The organism is Bradyrhizobium sp. SZCCHNR3119 (genome assembly GCF_032487775.1).
Classification (GTDB): Bacteria; Pseudomonadota; Alphaproteobacteria; order Rhizobiales; family Xanthobacteraceae; genus Bradyrhizobium.
In genome coordinates, this window is record NZ_JAUEUV010000001.1 from 5947848 (window position 1) to 5962981 (window position 15134).

Here is a 15134-nt window from a genome sequence, read left to right on the forward strand (position 1 = left end):
GGAGAATACCATGGCGGAAGTTGTCGTGATTGGAGCCGGGCTGAGCGGAACGCTGATGGCCTACGAATTACTGGCGCATGTGAGGCGGGAAGACCGGCTGACGGTGATCTCCGAAGGGCCGGTCTATCACTTCGTGCCGTCCAATCCCTGGGTTGCGGTCGGCTGGCGCAAGCGCGACGAGATCGAGATCGATCTGGTCGACACTATGAAGCGCAAGGGCATTCGACTGCTGACGCAGGGCGCCAAGCGCGTGCATGCGGCCGACGATCGCGTCGAGCTGAACGACGGCACGATCGTGGACTACGACTATCTTGTGATTGCGACCGGTCCGGAACTCGCCTTCGACGAAATTCCGGGTCTGGGGCCGCAAGGCCATACCCAGTCGGTGTGCCACGTCGATCATGCGGCGCACGCAAAAGCCGCCTTCGACAAGCTGGCCGAAAACCCGGGCCCGGTGGTGATCGGGGCCGTACAGGGAGCATCCTGCTTCGGTCCGGCCTACGAATTCCTCTTCATCCTGGAGACTGAACTACGCCGCCGCAAGCTGCGCGATCGTGTGCCGATGACCTTCGTGACCTCCGAGCCCTATATAGGCCATCTCGGTCTCGACGGCGTTGGCGACACCAAGGGGCTGCTCGAGAGCGAGCTGCGCGAGAAGCACGTCAAGTGGATCACCAATGCGCGCGTGACCGGGGTCGAGGCGGGGCGGATGACCGTCGAGGAGCTGAACGACGACGGTGCCGTGCGTAAGACCCACGAACTGCCGTTCGCGTATTCGATGATGTTGCCGGCGTTCCGTGGCGTTGCCGCGGTGCGCGGGATCGAGAAGCTGACCAATCCGCGCGGCTTCATCGTCGTCGACAAGCACCAGCGCAATCCCGAATTCCGGAACGTGTTCGCGGTCGGCGTTTGCGTCGCGATCCCGCCGATCGGACCGACACCGGTCCCGGTCGGCGTGCCGAAGACCGGTTTCATGATCGAATCGATGGTGACTGCGACCGCGTTGAACATCGGCGCGTTGCTGCGCGGCCGGGAGCCGGCGGCGCAGCCGACCTGGAATGCGATCTGCCTCGCGGATTTCGGCGACTCCGGCGTAGCCTTTCTGGCGCAGCCCCAGATCCCGCCCCGCAACGTCAACTGGTCGTCGAAAGGTGAGTGGGTGCATTTCGCAAAGGTCGCGTTCGAGAAATACTTCTTGCGCAAGATGCGGCGCGGCACCCCGGAGCCGTTCTACGAGCGTTTCCTGCTCGATCGGCTCAACATCGCGAAGGTCAAGGAGGTCAAAACCGGCACATGAGTGAGACCTTCCAGGTCGTCTGCGGCCATTGTGGGCAGATCAACCGTCTGCCCTCAAGTGTCGGAAAGACCCCCAACACACCCGCGGCAGCGAAATGCGGAAAATGTCACACGGCGATCTTCAGCGGCCATCCGATCGAGGTCGACGAGGCCGCGTTCAAACGGCATCTCGCGCACAGCGACCTGCCGCTGCTCGTCGACGTTTGGGCGCCCTGGTGCGGTCCTTGCCGGGCGATGGCGCCGATGTTCGAACGGGCCGCGCAGGAACTCGAGCCGCGCGCCCGCTTGCTCAAGCTCAATTCCGACGCAGCGCCAGACGTCTCGGCGCGCTTCGGCATCTCGGGCATTCCAACGCTCCTGCTCCTGAGGGGAGGCCGGGAGCTGGCACGCGTTTCAGGTGCGATGGATTCGCAACGAATTGTCGCCTGGACTCTGTCCGGCCTCAGCCGGGCTTGATCACGCTCAATCCAAATCACACAGGAGCATGCCATGAACGTCGATAAAGCAGTTCTCAGCTTTGCAGGGTTGGTCGTCCTGCTCGGGCTCGCGCTCGGCTGGACCGTCAATCCGTACTGGTACCTACTGACGGCCTTTGCGGGGGTGAACATGATTCAGGCGTCCTTCACCGGCTTCTGTCCGGCGGCGATCGTGTTCAAGAAGCTCGGCCTGAAGAGCGGTAACGCATTCTCCTGAGCTCGCGAGCAGCAGGTGGATGCGCCGCAGAGACGATAACGAGGAGCAAGATGGTTGATTCAGGCGATACCTATATCGTCGGCCCGCTCTACAAGGCGCGCGAGAAGGTCTATCCGCAGGCCGTACACGGCCGCTTTCGCCGCATCAAATGGACGATCCTCTGCATTGCGCTCGGCATCTACTACCTGCTGCCTTTCGTACGTTGGGATCGCGGCCCAGGTTTGCCGAATCAGGCGGTGCTGATCGACTTTCCGCACCGCCGCTTCTACTTCTTCTTTATCGAGCTGTGGCCGCAGGAGGTCTACTACTTCACCGGTCTTCTCATCCTGGCTGCCGTGGCGCTGTTTCTGATGAATGCGGTGGCGGGCCGATTGTGGTGCGGCTATCTGTGTCCGCAGACGGTCTGGACCGATCTGTTTTACGCGGTCGAGCGCTGGGTCGAAGGTGACCGCCGTGAGCGAATCCTGAGCGATAAGCGGGGTTGGACCGTCACCCATGTGCGTCAGGTTGCGACCAAGCATTTCCTCTGGCTGATGATCGGCTGGTGGACCGGCGGAGCTTGGGTGCTCTATTTTGCCGATGCGCCGACTCTGGTGAAGGAACTCGCGACCTTCCAGGCGCCATTCCTGGCCTACCTCTGGATCGGCATTCTCACCGCCACGACGTATACCTTTGCCGGTCACGCCCGCGAGCAGGTCTGCATCTATATGTGCCCGTGGCCCCGGATCCAAGCCGCCCTGACGGACGAATGGGCGCTCAACGTCACCTACAAGCGCGACCGCGGCGAGCCGCGTATGTCGGTGAAGAAGGCGGAGGCGGCGCGCGAGCACGGCGAACCCGCCGGTGACTGCATCGACTGCCATCAATGTGTCAATGTGTGCCCGACCGGCGTCGATATCCGCAATGGCATTCAGCTCGGCTGCATCCAGTGCAGCCTGTGCATCGACGCCTGCGATACCGTGATGAAGCAGATCGAACGGCCGACAGGGTTGATCGGCTATGACACCGACATCAATGTGCAGCGGCGCATGGAGGGGAAGCCGGCGATCTATCGTCTGATTCGTCCGCGCACCGTCATCTACGCGAGCTTCATGGTCATTGTCGGCGGCATCATGCTTTATACGTTGGCCACGCGCGGTACGCTCGGCGTCAATGTCCTGCACGAGCGCAATCCATTGTTCGTCCAGCTTTCGGACGGCGGGGTGCGCAACGATTATACGGTGCGCTTGCTCAATAAGCGTGCAGCGCGCAACGTTGTGCTCGAGGTCAACGGTCTGCCCAATGCGAAGATCTCTGTCGCGGGCGTCGAACGTGCGGCGGATGGCCGCATGATCGTCGAGGTCGGTCAGGACCAGACCCGAGAGATCCGCATGTCGGTGCAAGCATCGAGCTCCGACATCCCCCCGGTGCCGCTCGACATCGAGATCAGGGCCACCGATCCCGCGACCGGAACTACGGCCATTGCGCATGATCACTTCGTTCCGCCGACGCGATAACGCCGGTGCGAGCAGCCTGGGCTAATACTGCTTGACCGCGGCGCCGAGCGCGACCAACACGAGCGTGGCGAGGAGGCCGAGGCCACCCAGGACAAGAAAGGTGGACGAATAGCCGATCCAATGCGCCACCCAGCCGCCTAGCGCGGGACTGAACGCGGCGCCGACGCCCTGAACAGTGATGACGGCGCCTTGGGCGAGATTGACGCGGCCCGTTCCGTAAAGTGAGCGGGTCGCCATGCCGGGCACCGCGACACTCTGCAGGCCGGTGCCGATGCCGATGCCGTCGAGCACCTCGACCGGAACGACACCCCCAGCCATTGAGGAGCCAGGCAAGGATTCCCCGCAGCGCAGGACGAGAAACGAGACCAGCAGGATCAGCCAATAATTTCGCTTCTCCGCGATGCGCATCGCCACAATGGATGCAACCACCATCACACCCTGGGCGATCACGATCGTGGTTGCGACGAAGCTCGGGCCATTCGCCTTACCATTCGATACGGCTGAGATGCCGTAGAACGGAATGATGGCGGCGTTGCCGAGTTGAAACACCGCGAGTGCGAGCCCGAGGACCAGAAGCGGCTTATGCCGAAGCAGCACCGTAAGCCCGCTGGGCTGACTTTTCGGGTCATCTTCGTTGTTGCCGCGCGCGGCATGATCATTGATGGACCCAGGCCGGATCAGCAGCACGCAGGCGACGGTGATTGCGCCGAATAGCGCCGACAACGCGAACACCGAGAAGTAACCCAGCTTCCAGCCCAGGAGCCCGGACGCTGCTGCGCCGATCATGTTGCCGGAACGCTTGAAGGCCTGGTTGCGACCGTTCTGCCGGTTGAAGCCTTTCTGTCCGACCATGCCGAGCGTGATCCCGGTCACGGCAGGAACGATCGCGGCACCGGCGATCGAGGTCGCAATCTGCGAAGCGGCGACGGCCCAGAAATTCTGCGAAAGCAGGATGACGAGGAGCCCAGGACGACAGCTATTCCGGGGACGATCACCCAGGCGCGCTTGTGGTGCGAAGCATCGATAAATCCGCCGATGGGCGTGGTGATCAACATGCCCGCGACATTGCCGATACTCATGGCCGTTCCGATCACCCCACTGGTCCAGCCGCGCTCGACTAGAAACACGCCGAGGAAGGGACCGATTCCCGATTGCATGTCGGCCATGAAGAAGTTGACGGCGAGCAGGGGCCACAGGCGAGCCGATAGGCTATCGCGTGCCGGTCGCCGGCTTTCAGACATCGATGTAAAGGTCCCGACTTCTGGTTAGAGCTGCGTGATCGATAACGATATACGCCCGGTCGGGTTCAACATTGATGCAGTGACGCTCTCGTTCGTTGGACAGCGTGGCGGGTCTCGGGCCAGCGCGGAAGTGTTCGGAGATCGGGCTGAGAGCAAATGTTCCGCTCAACTGCTCAGCCCGAATGCGCTGTTAAGTCGCAGGGCTGGAATTCGTTGTAGACTTGCGGCCTGCACTGGCCGGGGGAGGCGGGGCCGACCGGCTCGGGGGACTCAAACTTGCACCACGGTCGAGGCCTGGAGCAGATCGCGCTTCAAGTGCGCGACAACGCTGTCCGCGCAATCACTGACAAAGAAATGACCACCCGGAAACATGCGAACCATGCATCGACTGGTTGTCTCGGCTTGCCAGGCGAGAAGCGAGTCCTTGCTCGTGTCGCTGTCGGTTAGTCCGCCATAGGCTGCGATCGGAACCGATAAATACGGACGATGGGCCGGTCGGTAGGTCTCACAGGCGCGAAAATCGGCGCGCAGAATCGGAAGCATCAGATCGAGAAGATCGGGTACGTCAAAGATTTCCGGCGGCGTTGCGCCGAGCCCGTGAAGATGGGCGAGGAACTCTCTGTCGGGAGCATTGTGTAGCGGAGGAGTCACTGGTGGAACTCGCGGCGCGCGATGTCCACACACGATGAGAAGGGTAGGCATCTTGAGACCGTGCTTTGCAAGTGCGTGACATGTCTCGAAGGCAACAAGGCTGCCCATACTATGACCGATCAGCGCGTACGGACCGTCTTTTGAGCAACTGATTTCTTCGACTGCAGAGTCGGCGATCTGTTCGATCGTGTCGAGCAGTGGTTCGTTGATCCGGGTTCCGTGGCCGGAATATTCAAAAGTGCAAACATCGATGCCGGGCTGCAACAGCTTCTGCCAGGAGCGAAATAATTTTCCGGTTCCACCTGCATGAGCGAAACAAAAAAGTCGAATGGGCATTGATGGGGTTCGCCCAAGAGGCGCTGCGTTGAACATCGGTGTCAACTCTCCAGTGCTGCCGTTGATCGTATCATCAACTGTAATGTCACGTTGCGCCGATAGTCATCGATCTGTCGTACTGACGCGCCGGACTCGCGGGATCGCTATGGCATATTTCAATTCCGTATTGTCGATAATCACGCCGTAGCAACCATAGGTCGCATCATTAGAATCGTATTTAGTTCATCGAACACGACGATATGATCATGCGTGCCACTAATTCGTACATTTGTTGGGGCATGCATGACGAGACGGGTGCTAACTACACGCGTCGCTGTTCTTTGCGCACGATGATCTGGCGGGCAATAGAAGTGAGACGTTTCGAATGACTCTGACAAACGAATCAAATGAAGAGATCTTTCTCGTTGTGATGAATGACGAAGAGCAATACTCGATCTGGCTTGCCGAGAAGCCGGTTCCCGCCGGCTGGCGAGCGGTGGGCAAGCGTGGTTCCAAGGCGGAGTGTCTGGAGTACATCGAAGCCGTCTGGACTGATATGAGGCCGCTTAGTTTGCGAAAGCGGATGGCTGAGCGCGCATGACGAGCGACGAGATTTCGGTCAGCTTGGAATCGTGATGCGATCCAGGGTCGAATACCGGAATCCGTCCGCAGGGTCTGTGTTGTTTGCGACTCCCGGAAAGATACGCGTTCGCGGTGCGTAATAGTGCCGTCAAGATGGAGCGCTAATCATGGGTGCAGCTGGTTGGTCAAACGTCCGGACTAAAGGGGCGGTGACATATCCTGCCGGTCATGTTGCGGTCTCGCATGTTGCTCGGCGCGGGCGGCTGGCGCTTGTGGAGACTCGTCGCGCTCTTTCCGAATCGAGGATCTCGCCGATGGCGGATCCGCCAAGAGGCTCCATGTAGCCTCCACTCTGCGTCGGAAGTCTGTGGGAGCCACCAGTTCCGGCGCGATCCATTGATTATGCTCAGCGTCCGATCACCGGTTGCCGATGATCGAGGCGATGAGCCGCTGCGCGCCCTCAGGCCATGGTGCGCGTCGTTGATGAGTTCGGCCGGGGAGCAGATGTCGATGACGAGTTCGAGCAACGCAGTCGCGGACAATTCAGTCGCGGGCAATGCAGTCACGATGGTTGAAGCGTTGCGACGCAATGCCAAGCATATGCCTGAACGGCTCGCGTTGCGCTTCCTTCCAGCGTCATCGGCGCGAATCGATCTGAGCTTTGCGGAACTCGATCGCGCAGCGGCTCAACTGGCAGGGAGTCTGAGGACGAATGGTATAGGTCGTGGCGATCGCGTCCTTATGTTCTATCTCCCCGGGATCGATTTCATGATCGCGTTCTTCGCAGTGCTCTACGCTGGCGCAGTTGCTGTGCCTTTGAGCCCACCTCGGCGATCGGGAAGTAGTCGGGTCATCGCAGGCTTGATCGACAATGCGGAGCCGACTGCGGTTCTGACGTCATCGCAACTGGCGCCGCGCATCAGCAGCATCCTGTCCGAATTCGGGTGCTCTGTCGGAACGCTCGTGACCGATCAGCTTCCTCCGGACGGAGCCGCGAACGACGATATCGTGATGCCCGACCCGGACGAGATCTGCGTACTTCAGTATACTTCCGGCTCGACCGGAAGTCCTCGCGGCGTCATGGTGACGCATGGGAATGCCGCGCGGAACGCCTGGTTGCTCGGCAAGCAGACCGCGCTGCACGGTCAGTCGGTGTGGGTCAGTTGGGTACCTCACTTTCACGATCTCGGCCTGTTCGGCGGCATCTGCACGCCAATCTATCATGGTATCACGTCGGTTCTGATGCCGCCGGCTGCGTTCGTGGCGCGTCCGGTACGATGGCTGGAGGCGATCTCGCAATATGGCGGCACGGTCAGCATCGCACCAAATTTCGCCTACGATCTTTGTCTGCGTCAGATTACGGAACAGGAATGCGCCGAGCTCGACTTGCGTCATTGGACTGTCGCCGGATGCGGCGCCGAGCCCATCAAGCTGCAGACCATGGAAGATTTTGCCGAGCGTTTCGGGCCTTATGGATTGAAGCGCCAGGCGATGTGCCCGTTCTACGGGCTCGCGGAGGCGACGCTGCTGGTGTCCGGCGGTCCGGTCGGATTGGGGCAGACGGCCACCGTCGTCTCGTCCGCAGCAATTCGCCGGAAGGGTCTGAAGCGCGCGCAAGGTCTGCATGACGAATACAGCGTTCCGTCTAGCGGCCGTCCATCTCCCGAACATCGTATTCTGATCGTCGATCCCGAGACGAAACAGAGATGTGCATCGGAGATGGTTGGTGAGATCTGGATCGACGGTTCGACTACGGGGGCGGGCTATTGGCGCAATCCAGAGGAGACTGCGCGTGTTTTTAACGCCCGTCTTGCGAGCGGAGAGGGGCCGTTCCTCCGAACGGGCGACCTCGGCTTCATGCAGGATGGTACACTTTACGTCAGCGGCCGGATCAAGGATGTCATGATCATCCGCGGCCAGAATCTCTATCCGCAGGATCTTGAAGCCGCGGCGCGGCAGACGGCGTCCGATATTGCGGATGCCGCCGCGTTCACTGTCGCCGATGAGGCGACCGAACGTGCGGTGCTGGTGATTGAGGAGGCCAGGCGCCCCATCGGCGACGCTGGGTCTCTTATCGAGCAGGTGCGTGCGGCAATTTCCGCCGCCAATGGCATTGAACTCGACCGCGTCGTGTTGACGCATCATCGCGCGCTCCCGAAGACCTCGAGCGGCAAGATCCAAAGGTCCAAAGCGCGCGAGATGCTGCTCGACGGAACCTTGCCCGTGCGAATGGAGTGGTGCGCAGAGGATGATCTCTCATCGGCGGGCAGTGATCGAATAGACCCGATCGAATTGATTCTCAGAATGAGGGATCAGGATGAGGCCGATCAGATTCGCTCGATCGAGAACTACCTTGGCCATATCTTTGGCGAACTGATCGGATTGAATGCCGATGATCTTGATCGTCGTGAATCCCTTATGGCCTTAGGCGTGACCTCGCTCGGGTTGGTGCGGGTGAAGAGCAAGCTCGAGACTGATTTCATGATGCAGATTGATTCAGCAATGCTGTGGCATGAGAGTAACTGCGCCAAGATGGCGGAGCAGCTGCACGCTCGGCTGCGTACGTCTCCGCTTTGGGCAAATGCGGATGTGCTGCAACGCCTGGCCGATGAGGTCGCCCAGATGGGCGACGAGGACGTCGCGCGCGAGTTGGGCTCGCAGGCGGTCTGACCAGCCGGCGCATTGTGCAGGTCCGCTATTCGTCGAAGAACCGCGCATCCAACTGGCGCGCAGAGCGTCGATAGCGCAAGCCCATACCGGTAATCACGATCTGAGATCGCGATTATCCAATCTAATGGCCGATGCTTGAATTGATGCCGCACGACGCGGCGCTTCAGGCGAAGTGTTCGAGCTTAGGAGCAGACGACCAATGGATTTGTCTACGCCGGAGACCACGCCCCAAGCCTCGCCAATTAAAGCAACGTTAGGTCGCAGAAGAGAGTTGTTGCGACTGAAGCTCAAGCGCGGCCTTGAGCATCTATCCAGCGGAATTTCAAAGGCGCCGCGGGGCCATCTGCTACCTCTTTCGTTTGCACAGGAGCGGCTGTGGTTCCTTGACCGGCTGGGCCGGCTGGGGCCGGCCTATCACATCGGCCTCACGGTTCGCCTGAAGGGGCCGTTGAATTCCGCGGCGCTTTCGGCGGCTCTGACTGAGATCGTACGGCGGCACGATAGCATCCGGACTCGCATCGTGATGCGGGATGGCGTTGCCTGTCAGCTGATCGATCCGCCCTGGCGAATCGATCTTGTTGCCGATCAGGTCGCATTGGCCGATGCAATATCGCGGGCGCGCCGATTGATCGAGCAACCGTTTGACCTCGCTCATGATCGATTGTTGCGCTGTGATCTTTTTGCGCTTGGTGATCAAGACTACGTCCTTGCGCTCTCGATGCACCACATCATTTCCGATGGCTGGTCGGTCGGTGTGTTGTTCCGCGAACTCGCGACCCTTTATGCGGCCTTTTCCGCGGGCCGACGCTCGCCGCTGCCGGATCTGCCGATTCACTACGTGGACTATGCGGTGTGGCACCGCGAATGGGTGTTGAAGCGCGTGCTCCAGCCGCAGCTGGCGTATTGGCGCGACCGGCTGGCGGACGCGCCGGCGGGGCTGGATTTGCCGATCGATCGCCCGCGTCCCGCCGCGCAGAGCTTCCACGGCGCAACGCATCGGTTCGTGCTCGATCGCGAGCTGTCCAGTGCGCTGGCGGCAATGGCGCGCGGCGAGAGCGCGACATTGTTCATGGTGCTATTGGCAGGCTTCAAAGCAGTGCTGGCGCGGTGGAGCGGTCAAACCGACATCGTCGTGGGAAGCCCGATTGCAGGCCGCGCAGGCGCTGAGACGGAGCAATTGATCGGATTCTTCGTGAACATGCTGGCGCTGCGCAGCGATGTCGCGGACGATCCATCGTTCCGAGCTCTGGTACGGCGCGTCAAGCAGACGGCGCTTGGCGCCTACGCACATCAGGACCTTCCGTTCGAGCAAGTGGTCGATGCGTTGCAGCCGGTCCGCGAACTCAGCCGACATCCGATCTTTCAGACCGTGTTTGTCCTGCAGGACGTCTCGCTGGAGCAGATGAAGCTTCCAGGCCTCAAGATCGAACGCTTCGATGATGAGCAGACGGCGGCCAGGTTCGATCTCGAGCTCGCGATGACGGAAGTCGGCGGGCAACTGGTCGGCTCGCTCGTCTACGCGACGGATCTGTTTGATGTCACGACAGCGGAGCGCTTCGCGTCTCATTTCGTGCAGCTGCTCAAGGGGGCGGTCGCCGCTCCCGACACGCGGCTCTCGCAATTGCCGCTGTTGTCGGAAACGGATCGCGGGAAAGTCCTGCGCGACTGGCATGCGACGCCGGCGGTGCAGTCCGCGTATCGCACGTTGCACGAGCTGTTTTCCACGCAGGCGGCGCTGGCACCGGACGCGCCGGCGTTGATCCGTCACAGCGAACAATTGAGCTATGCAGAGCTCGACGCCCGCGCCAATCAGCTTGCGCACTATCTGCGCAAGCGTGGCGTCGGTCCCAACATCGTCGTCGGTCTTTGCCTCGAACGCTCATTCGACATGGTGATCGGGGTGCTCGGCATCCTGAAAGCGGGTGGGGCCTATTTGCCGCTTGACCCCAACTATCCGACCGAGCGGCTTGCCTACATGATCGCAGAGTCGCGGACGCCGCTGGTGCTCACCCACGGCACGCTCGTCGATCGGATACCATTCAACGATGCCATGGTGATTCGCCTCGACGAGGCCTGGTCCGAGATCGCCTGCCTGCGGTCCGATGCGCCCGCCGTTCCCGTCGACTCTGCAGATCTGGCCTATGTGATCTACACGTCAGGTTCCACCGGGTGGCCGAAGGGTGTCATGGTCCCCCATGCCGGCGCGACAAATCTGGCGGAAGCTCAGCTCGCGCCGCTGCAGATCGCCACTGGAAGCCGCGTCCTGCAGTTTGCCTCCTTCAGTTTCGACGCCGCCGTGTGGGAATTGATGATGACCTGGCGCACCGGCAGCGCGCTGGTCATTGCCGACCGTCGTGAGATGCTGCCGGGCGAACCGCTGCGCATGCTCTTGCAGCAGCAAAGGATCGCCGTCGTTCTGCTGCCGCCCTCCGCGCTGGCGGCTCTGAAAGGTGAATCCCTGCCGGATCTGAAGACGCTCCTCGTGGGCGGCGAGGCGTGCACCAGTGAGATGATTGCTCCCTGGCTCGGCGAGCGTATCGTGCTCAATGCATATGGTCCGACGGAAGCCAGCGTCTGCACCACCGTTTTCCGCTGCCTCGCCGATCGGCGCACGCCACCGATCGGCCGCCCTTTGGCTAATACGCGGACCTATGTGCTCGACCAACATTTCGAGCCGGTTCCGATTGGCGTACCCGGCGAGCTCTATATCGGCGGGGCTGGATTGGCTCGCGGCTATCTGTTCCGGCCCGGCCTGACGGCCGAGCGGTTTGTGCCGAACCCGTTTGTGCCTGGCGAACGGATGTATCGCACCGGGGATCTCGTGCGCTGGCGCGCCGACGGCGAGCTCGAATATCACGGCCGGCTCGATCATCAGGTCAAAATTCGCGGCTTCCGGATCGAACTTGGCGAGATTGAGACCGCGCTGCGGTCGGAGCCTTGCGTGGAGCAGGCCACCGTGATCGCCCGCGAGGACGTGCCGGGCAGCAAGCGGCTGGTCGCCTATGTCGTGCCCGATCTTCGACGGCTCAAGGCCGAGCGGCGGCAGGTCACCGTCGACGGCGACGATAGCGTTGCGCAATGGCAGACCTTGTTCGACGAGACATACGGTCTCAGCCCGGAGGCGAAGGCGCCAAGTTTCATCGGCTGGAACAACAGCTACACCGGCGCGCCGATCCCCGAACCGGAGATGATCGAATGGCTCACGACGACGGTGCAGCGCATCGCGGCGTTTAGGCCTGACCGTGTTCTGGAGATCGGTTGCGGCGTCGGTCTTCTTCTTCAGCATCTCGCGCCGATCAGCCGCCTCTATCGTGGCACGGATATCTCGTCAGCAGCGATTGACGGCTTGCGGGCGTGGGCGAGGGAGCGGAGTGAGCTCGCCCATGTCGAACTCGCGCAGCGCGAGGCCACGGCCCTCTCAGACATGGCGCCGGTATCCGTCGATACTGTCGTCATCAATTCGGTCGTGCAATATTTTCCGGATACCGACTACCTGCGCGACGTGCTCGCGGGAGCCTCGGCGCTCGTTGCTGACGGCGGCCGGATCTTCGTCGGCGACGTCAGGCATTTTGGTCTGTTGCCTGTATTCCATGGTTCAATTCAGGTTGCGCGTGCGCGCGCAGGATCGCGCGCCGAAGAGATCAAGAGCCGGGCCGCCACTGCAGCCAAGCATGAGACGGAGCTCGCGATCGATCCGGCGTTCTTCTCGGCCCTCCAGGATGGGATTGCACGGATCTCAGCTGTCGAGATCCTGCTCAGGCGCGGCCATTTCGACAACGAGCTGACTCGCTATCGCTACGACGTGGTCCTGCATATCGGAGGCAAGAAGCCGCAGGCGGCCGCGCAATCGATGGACTGGACTGGATGTTCGCTGGTCGAGCTCGCCGCTATCCTCGCCGAGCAGAGACCCCCAAGTGTCGCGGTGCTGCACGTGCCAAATCGACGGCTGGCGCAGGATCTCACGGCGTCGCAGTGGCTGGAAGCCAGCGAATCCAACGCCAGGATTAGCGAACTGATGGCTGCCGATGGCGTGCCGACCGGCGAGGATCCTGAAACCTTCTGGGATATCGGCGAGCGGTACGGCTATGACGTGCGCGTGAGCTGGACCTCCGCTTCGGCCGATGGTTGCTTTGACGTCGTCTTTGTCGACCGCAGCCGGTGTGATGGGCCGGTCCAACTGCCGCAACCCTCATGCCGTCCCGATCGTGCCTACGCCAACGATCCCGGCGCGGCCACGCTGACGCATCAACTCGGCCAGCGTCTGCGCCAGTCGTTACAGCGACGATTGCCGGATTACATGGTGCCGGCAGCGATCGTGATGCTCGATGCGCTGCCACTGACGCCGGCCGGCAAGATTGACCGCAATGCACTGCCGGCGCCGGAAGGGCGGCCTGAGATCGGCCGGTTCGTCGCACCGCGCACGCCGAGCGAGCAGATACTTGCGTCGATCTGGTGCGAGATCCTCAAGCTCGATCAGGTCGGGGTGGAGGATAATTTCTTCGAGCTCGGCGGCGACTCGATCCAATCGATTCAGGTGGTGGCTCGCGCCAACCGGGCGGGACTGAAGCTCACGTCGCGGCAAATTTTCGAGCACCAGACCATTGAGGCGCTTGCCGCTGCGGCAGGTGCCGGGGCGGTTGTGACGCGCGATGACGCTGTCGAGCGCGAGCCGAACTCGCTGCACGAAAGCCGGAACGCTGATGGGCTGCCGGATGGAGCCTCTCGGCTTGTGGAGGTCTCCCAAGGAGATCTCGATCGCGCGCTCGCGGCTGTAGGGGGCCCTGATCGTGTCGAAGATGTCTATCCCCTGACTCCGACCCAGCAGGGCATGCTGTTCCACAGCGTCTATGAGCCGCAATCCCGCGCCTATGTCACGACGTTGAGCTGTCGCTTGCTCGGGGACCTCGACATCGAGGCATTCCGAGCTGCCTGGGAGCTCTCGATCGGACGACACGCGGTGTTGCGCAGTGTCTTCGTCGGACAGGATCTTGCCGTGCCGCTTCAGGCCGTGTTGCGCGACACCGCGCTGCCATTCACGTTTCATGATTGGGAAGGTCTTTCGGCCGCCGAGCAGACGGCGCGACTGGCAGAATTGGAGCATGCCGAATGTGCACGCGGCTTCGATTTCGTGCGCGCGCCGCTCATGCGCCTGTGTCTTGTTAGGCTCGCCGGTCGCGACCATCGGTTCGTGTGGTGCTGCCATCATATCTTGTTTGACGGCTGGTCGATCCCGATTCTGCTGAACGAGGTATTCGCCGTCTATGGGGCGCTGCGCCGAGGTGAGCAGGCGCAACTGGCGCCTGCACCTCCATTCCGCGACTACATCTCCTGGCTGCAGCGCCAGGAGATACCGGCTGCAGAAGCCTATTGGCGCGAGCGCCTCGCCGGCTTCGACGCGCCGACCTCCCTTGGATTCGGGCATGCGGCAGGCGTGGCGTTCGACGGGGATCGTTATGCCGAGTACGACGAAGAGTTGCCGATCGCCCCGGAGGTGTTGGAGAGCTTCGCGCGCCGGCACCGGCTGACCCTCAACACGCTGGTGCAGGGGGCCTGGGCGCTGCTGCTCGGCCGCTACGGCGACAGCAATGACGTGGTGTTCGGCGTCACGGTGTCGGGCCGTCCGGCCGAGTTGCCTGAGGTGGAGCGTACGGTCGGGCTGTTCATCAACACCTTGCCGCTACGCGTGCCGTTGCCGAGCGAGGCGCGCGTGCTGGACGTTCTGGAGGAGGTACAGGCGCGGCAGAGCGAGCTGACCGACTATCAGTATAGTTCGCTTGCCGAGGTGCAGCGCTGGAGCGAGCTGCCGGCGGCAACGCCGCTGTTCGAGAGTATCGTGGTGTTCGAGAATTACCCGGACGAGATGTCTGCGGGAGGTGCGGATCATGCGGTCCGCGTTGATATGATCCGCGCGGTCAACCGCATCAACTATCCGCTCGCGCTGCAGGTCGCTGTCGGCGAGACGCTGGCGATGAAGATCATGTACGACGGCGGGCGATTTGACGGCGATGCGATCGCGCGTCTGGCCGGGCATTTGCAGCACTTGCTGAGCACGATCGTGGCCGATGCGGACCGGCCACTCTCGGCGCTGCCGCTATTGAGCGATGCCGAGCAGGAGCAGGTGGTGAGCGCATTCAACGCCACGGCGGCGGGTACTCCGCAAGGGCTATTGCATGAGCCGTTCGCGATCCAG

At 61.8% G+C, this 15134-nt stretch carries 10 protein-coding genes; 7 read left to right on the forward strand and 3 right to left on the reverse strand.

All coding sequences use genetic code 11. The features are described 5' to 3' along the window. Positions 1-10: 10 nt before the first annotated feature. The 4 genes from QX034_RS27335 to ccoG are packed head-to-tail and all read left to right on the forward strand — an operon-like array spanning position 11 to position 3485. Entirely contained in the window at positions 11-1297 is a 1287-nt protein-coding gene (locus QX034_RS27335) for an FAD/NAD(P)-binding oxidoreductase (protein WP_315705452.1), read from the forward strand. Further along, entirely contained in the window at positions 1294-1752 is a 459-nt protein-coding gene (gene trxC, locus QX034_RS27340; protein ID WP_315705453.1) for a thioredoxin TrxC, read from the forward strand. Before QX034_RS27335 ends, trxC begins: the two co-directional genes overlap by 4 nt. A 33-nt stretch (positions 1753-1785) precedes the next feature. Further along, positions 1786-1989: a DUF2892 domain-containing protein gene (locus QX034_RS27345; RefSeq protein WP_315705454.1), complete on the forward strand. Its 204-nt coding sequence runs from the start codon at positions 1786-1788 to the stop codon at positions 1987-1989. 50 nt (positions 1990-2039) lie between these two features. Further along, positions 2040-3485 (forward strand): cytochrome c oxidase accessory protein CcoG, encoded by a 1446-nt coding sequence (gene ccoG, locus QX034_RS27350; RefSeq protein WP_315705455.1) that lies wholly within the window; start codon positions 2040-2042, stop codon positions 3483-3485. Between the two features lie 21 nt (positions 3486-3506). On the opposite strand, the gene QX034_RS27355 is transcribed toward ccoG, so the two are convergent. The 3 genes from QX034_RS27355 to QX034_RS27365 all read right to left on the reverse strand — a co-directional run bounded on the left by QX034_RS27355 (position 3507) and on the right by QX034_RS27365 (position 5749). Further along, positions 3507-4439, reverse strand: a complete 933-nt coding sequence (locus QX034_RS27355) for an MFS transporter (protein WP_315728688.1) — start codon at positions 4437-4439, stop codon at positions 3507-3509. After that, complete coding sequence (locus QX034_RS27360; protein WP_315705489.1) at positions 4355-4651, reverse strand: hypothetical protein; 297 nt, start codon at positions 4649-4651, stop codon at positions 4355-4357. The genes QX034_RS27355 and QX034_RS27360 overlap by 85 nt, the downstream gene beginning before the upstream one ends. Positions 4652-4996: 345 nt before the next feature. Continuing rightward, positions 4997-5749: a thioesterase II family protein gene (locus QX034_RS27365; protein WP_315705456.1), complete on the reverse strand. Its 753-nt coding sequence runs from the start codon at positions 5747-5749 to the stop codon at positions 4997-4999. A gap of 328 nt (positions 5750-6077) precedes the next feature. On the opposite strand from QX034_RS27365, the gene QX034_RS27370 reads away from it, so the two are divergent. The 3 genes from QX034_RS27370 to QX034_RS27380 form a co-directional block, all read left to right on the forward strand. Continuing rightward, on the forward strand, positions 6078-6293 hold the full coding sequence (locus QX034_RS27370) for an MbtH family protein (RefSeq protein ID WP_315705457.1): 216 nt from the start codon (positions 6078-6080) through the stop codon (positions 6291-6293). Between the two features lie 224 nt (positions 6294-6517). Continuing rightward, on the forward strand, positions 6518-8944 hold the full coding sequence (locus QX034_RS27375) for an AMP-binding protein (protein WP_315728673.1): 2427 nt from the start codon (positions 6518-6520) through the stop codon (positions 8942-8944). A gap of 271 nt (positions 8945-9215) precedes the next feature. Beyond that, positions 9216-15134, forward strand: a 5919-nt coding sequence (locus QX034_RS27380; protein WP_316196036.1) for a non-ribosomal peptide synthetase, incomplete at its 3' end; no start/stop codon positions are given.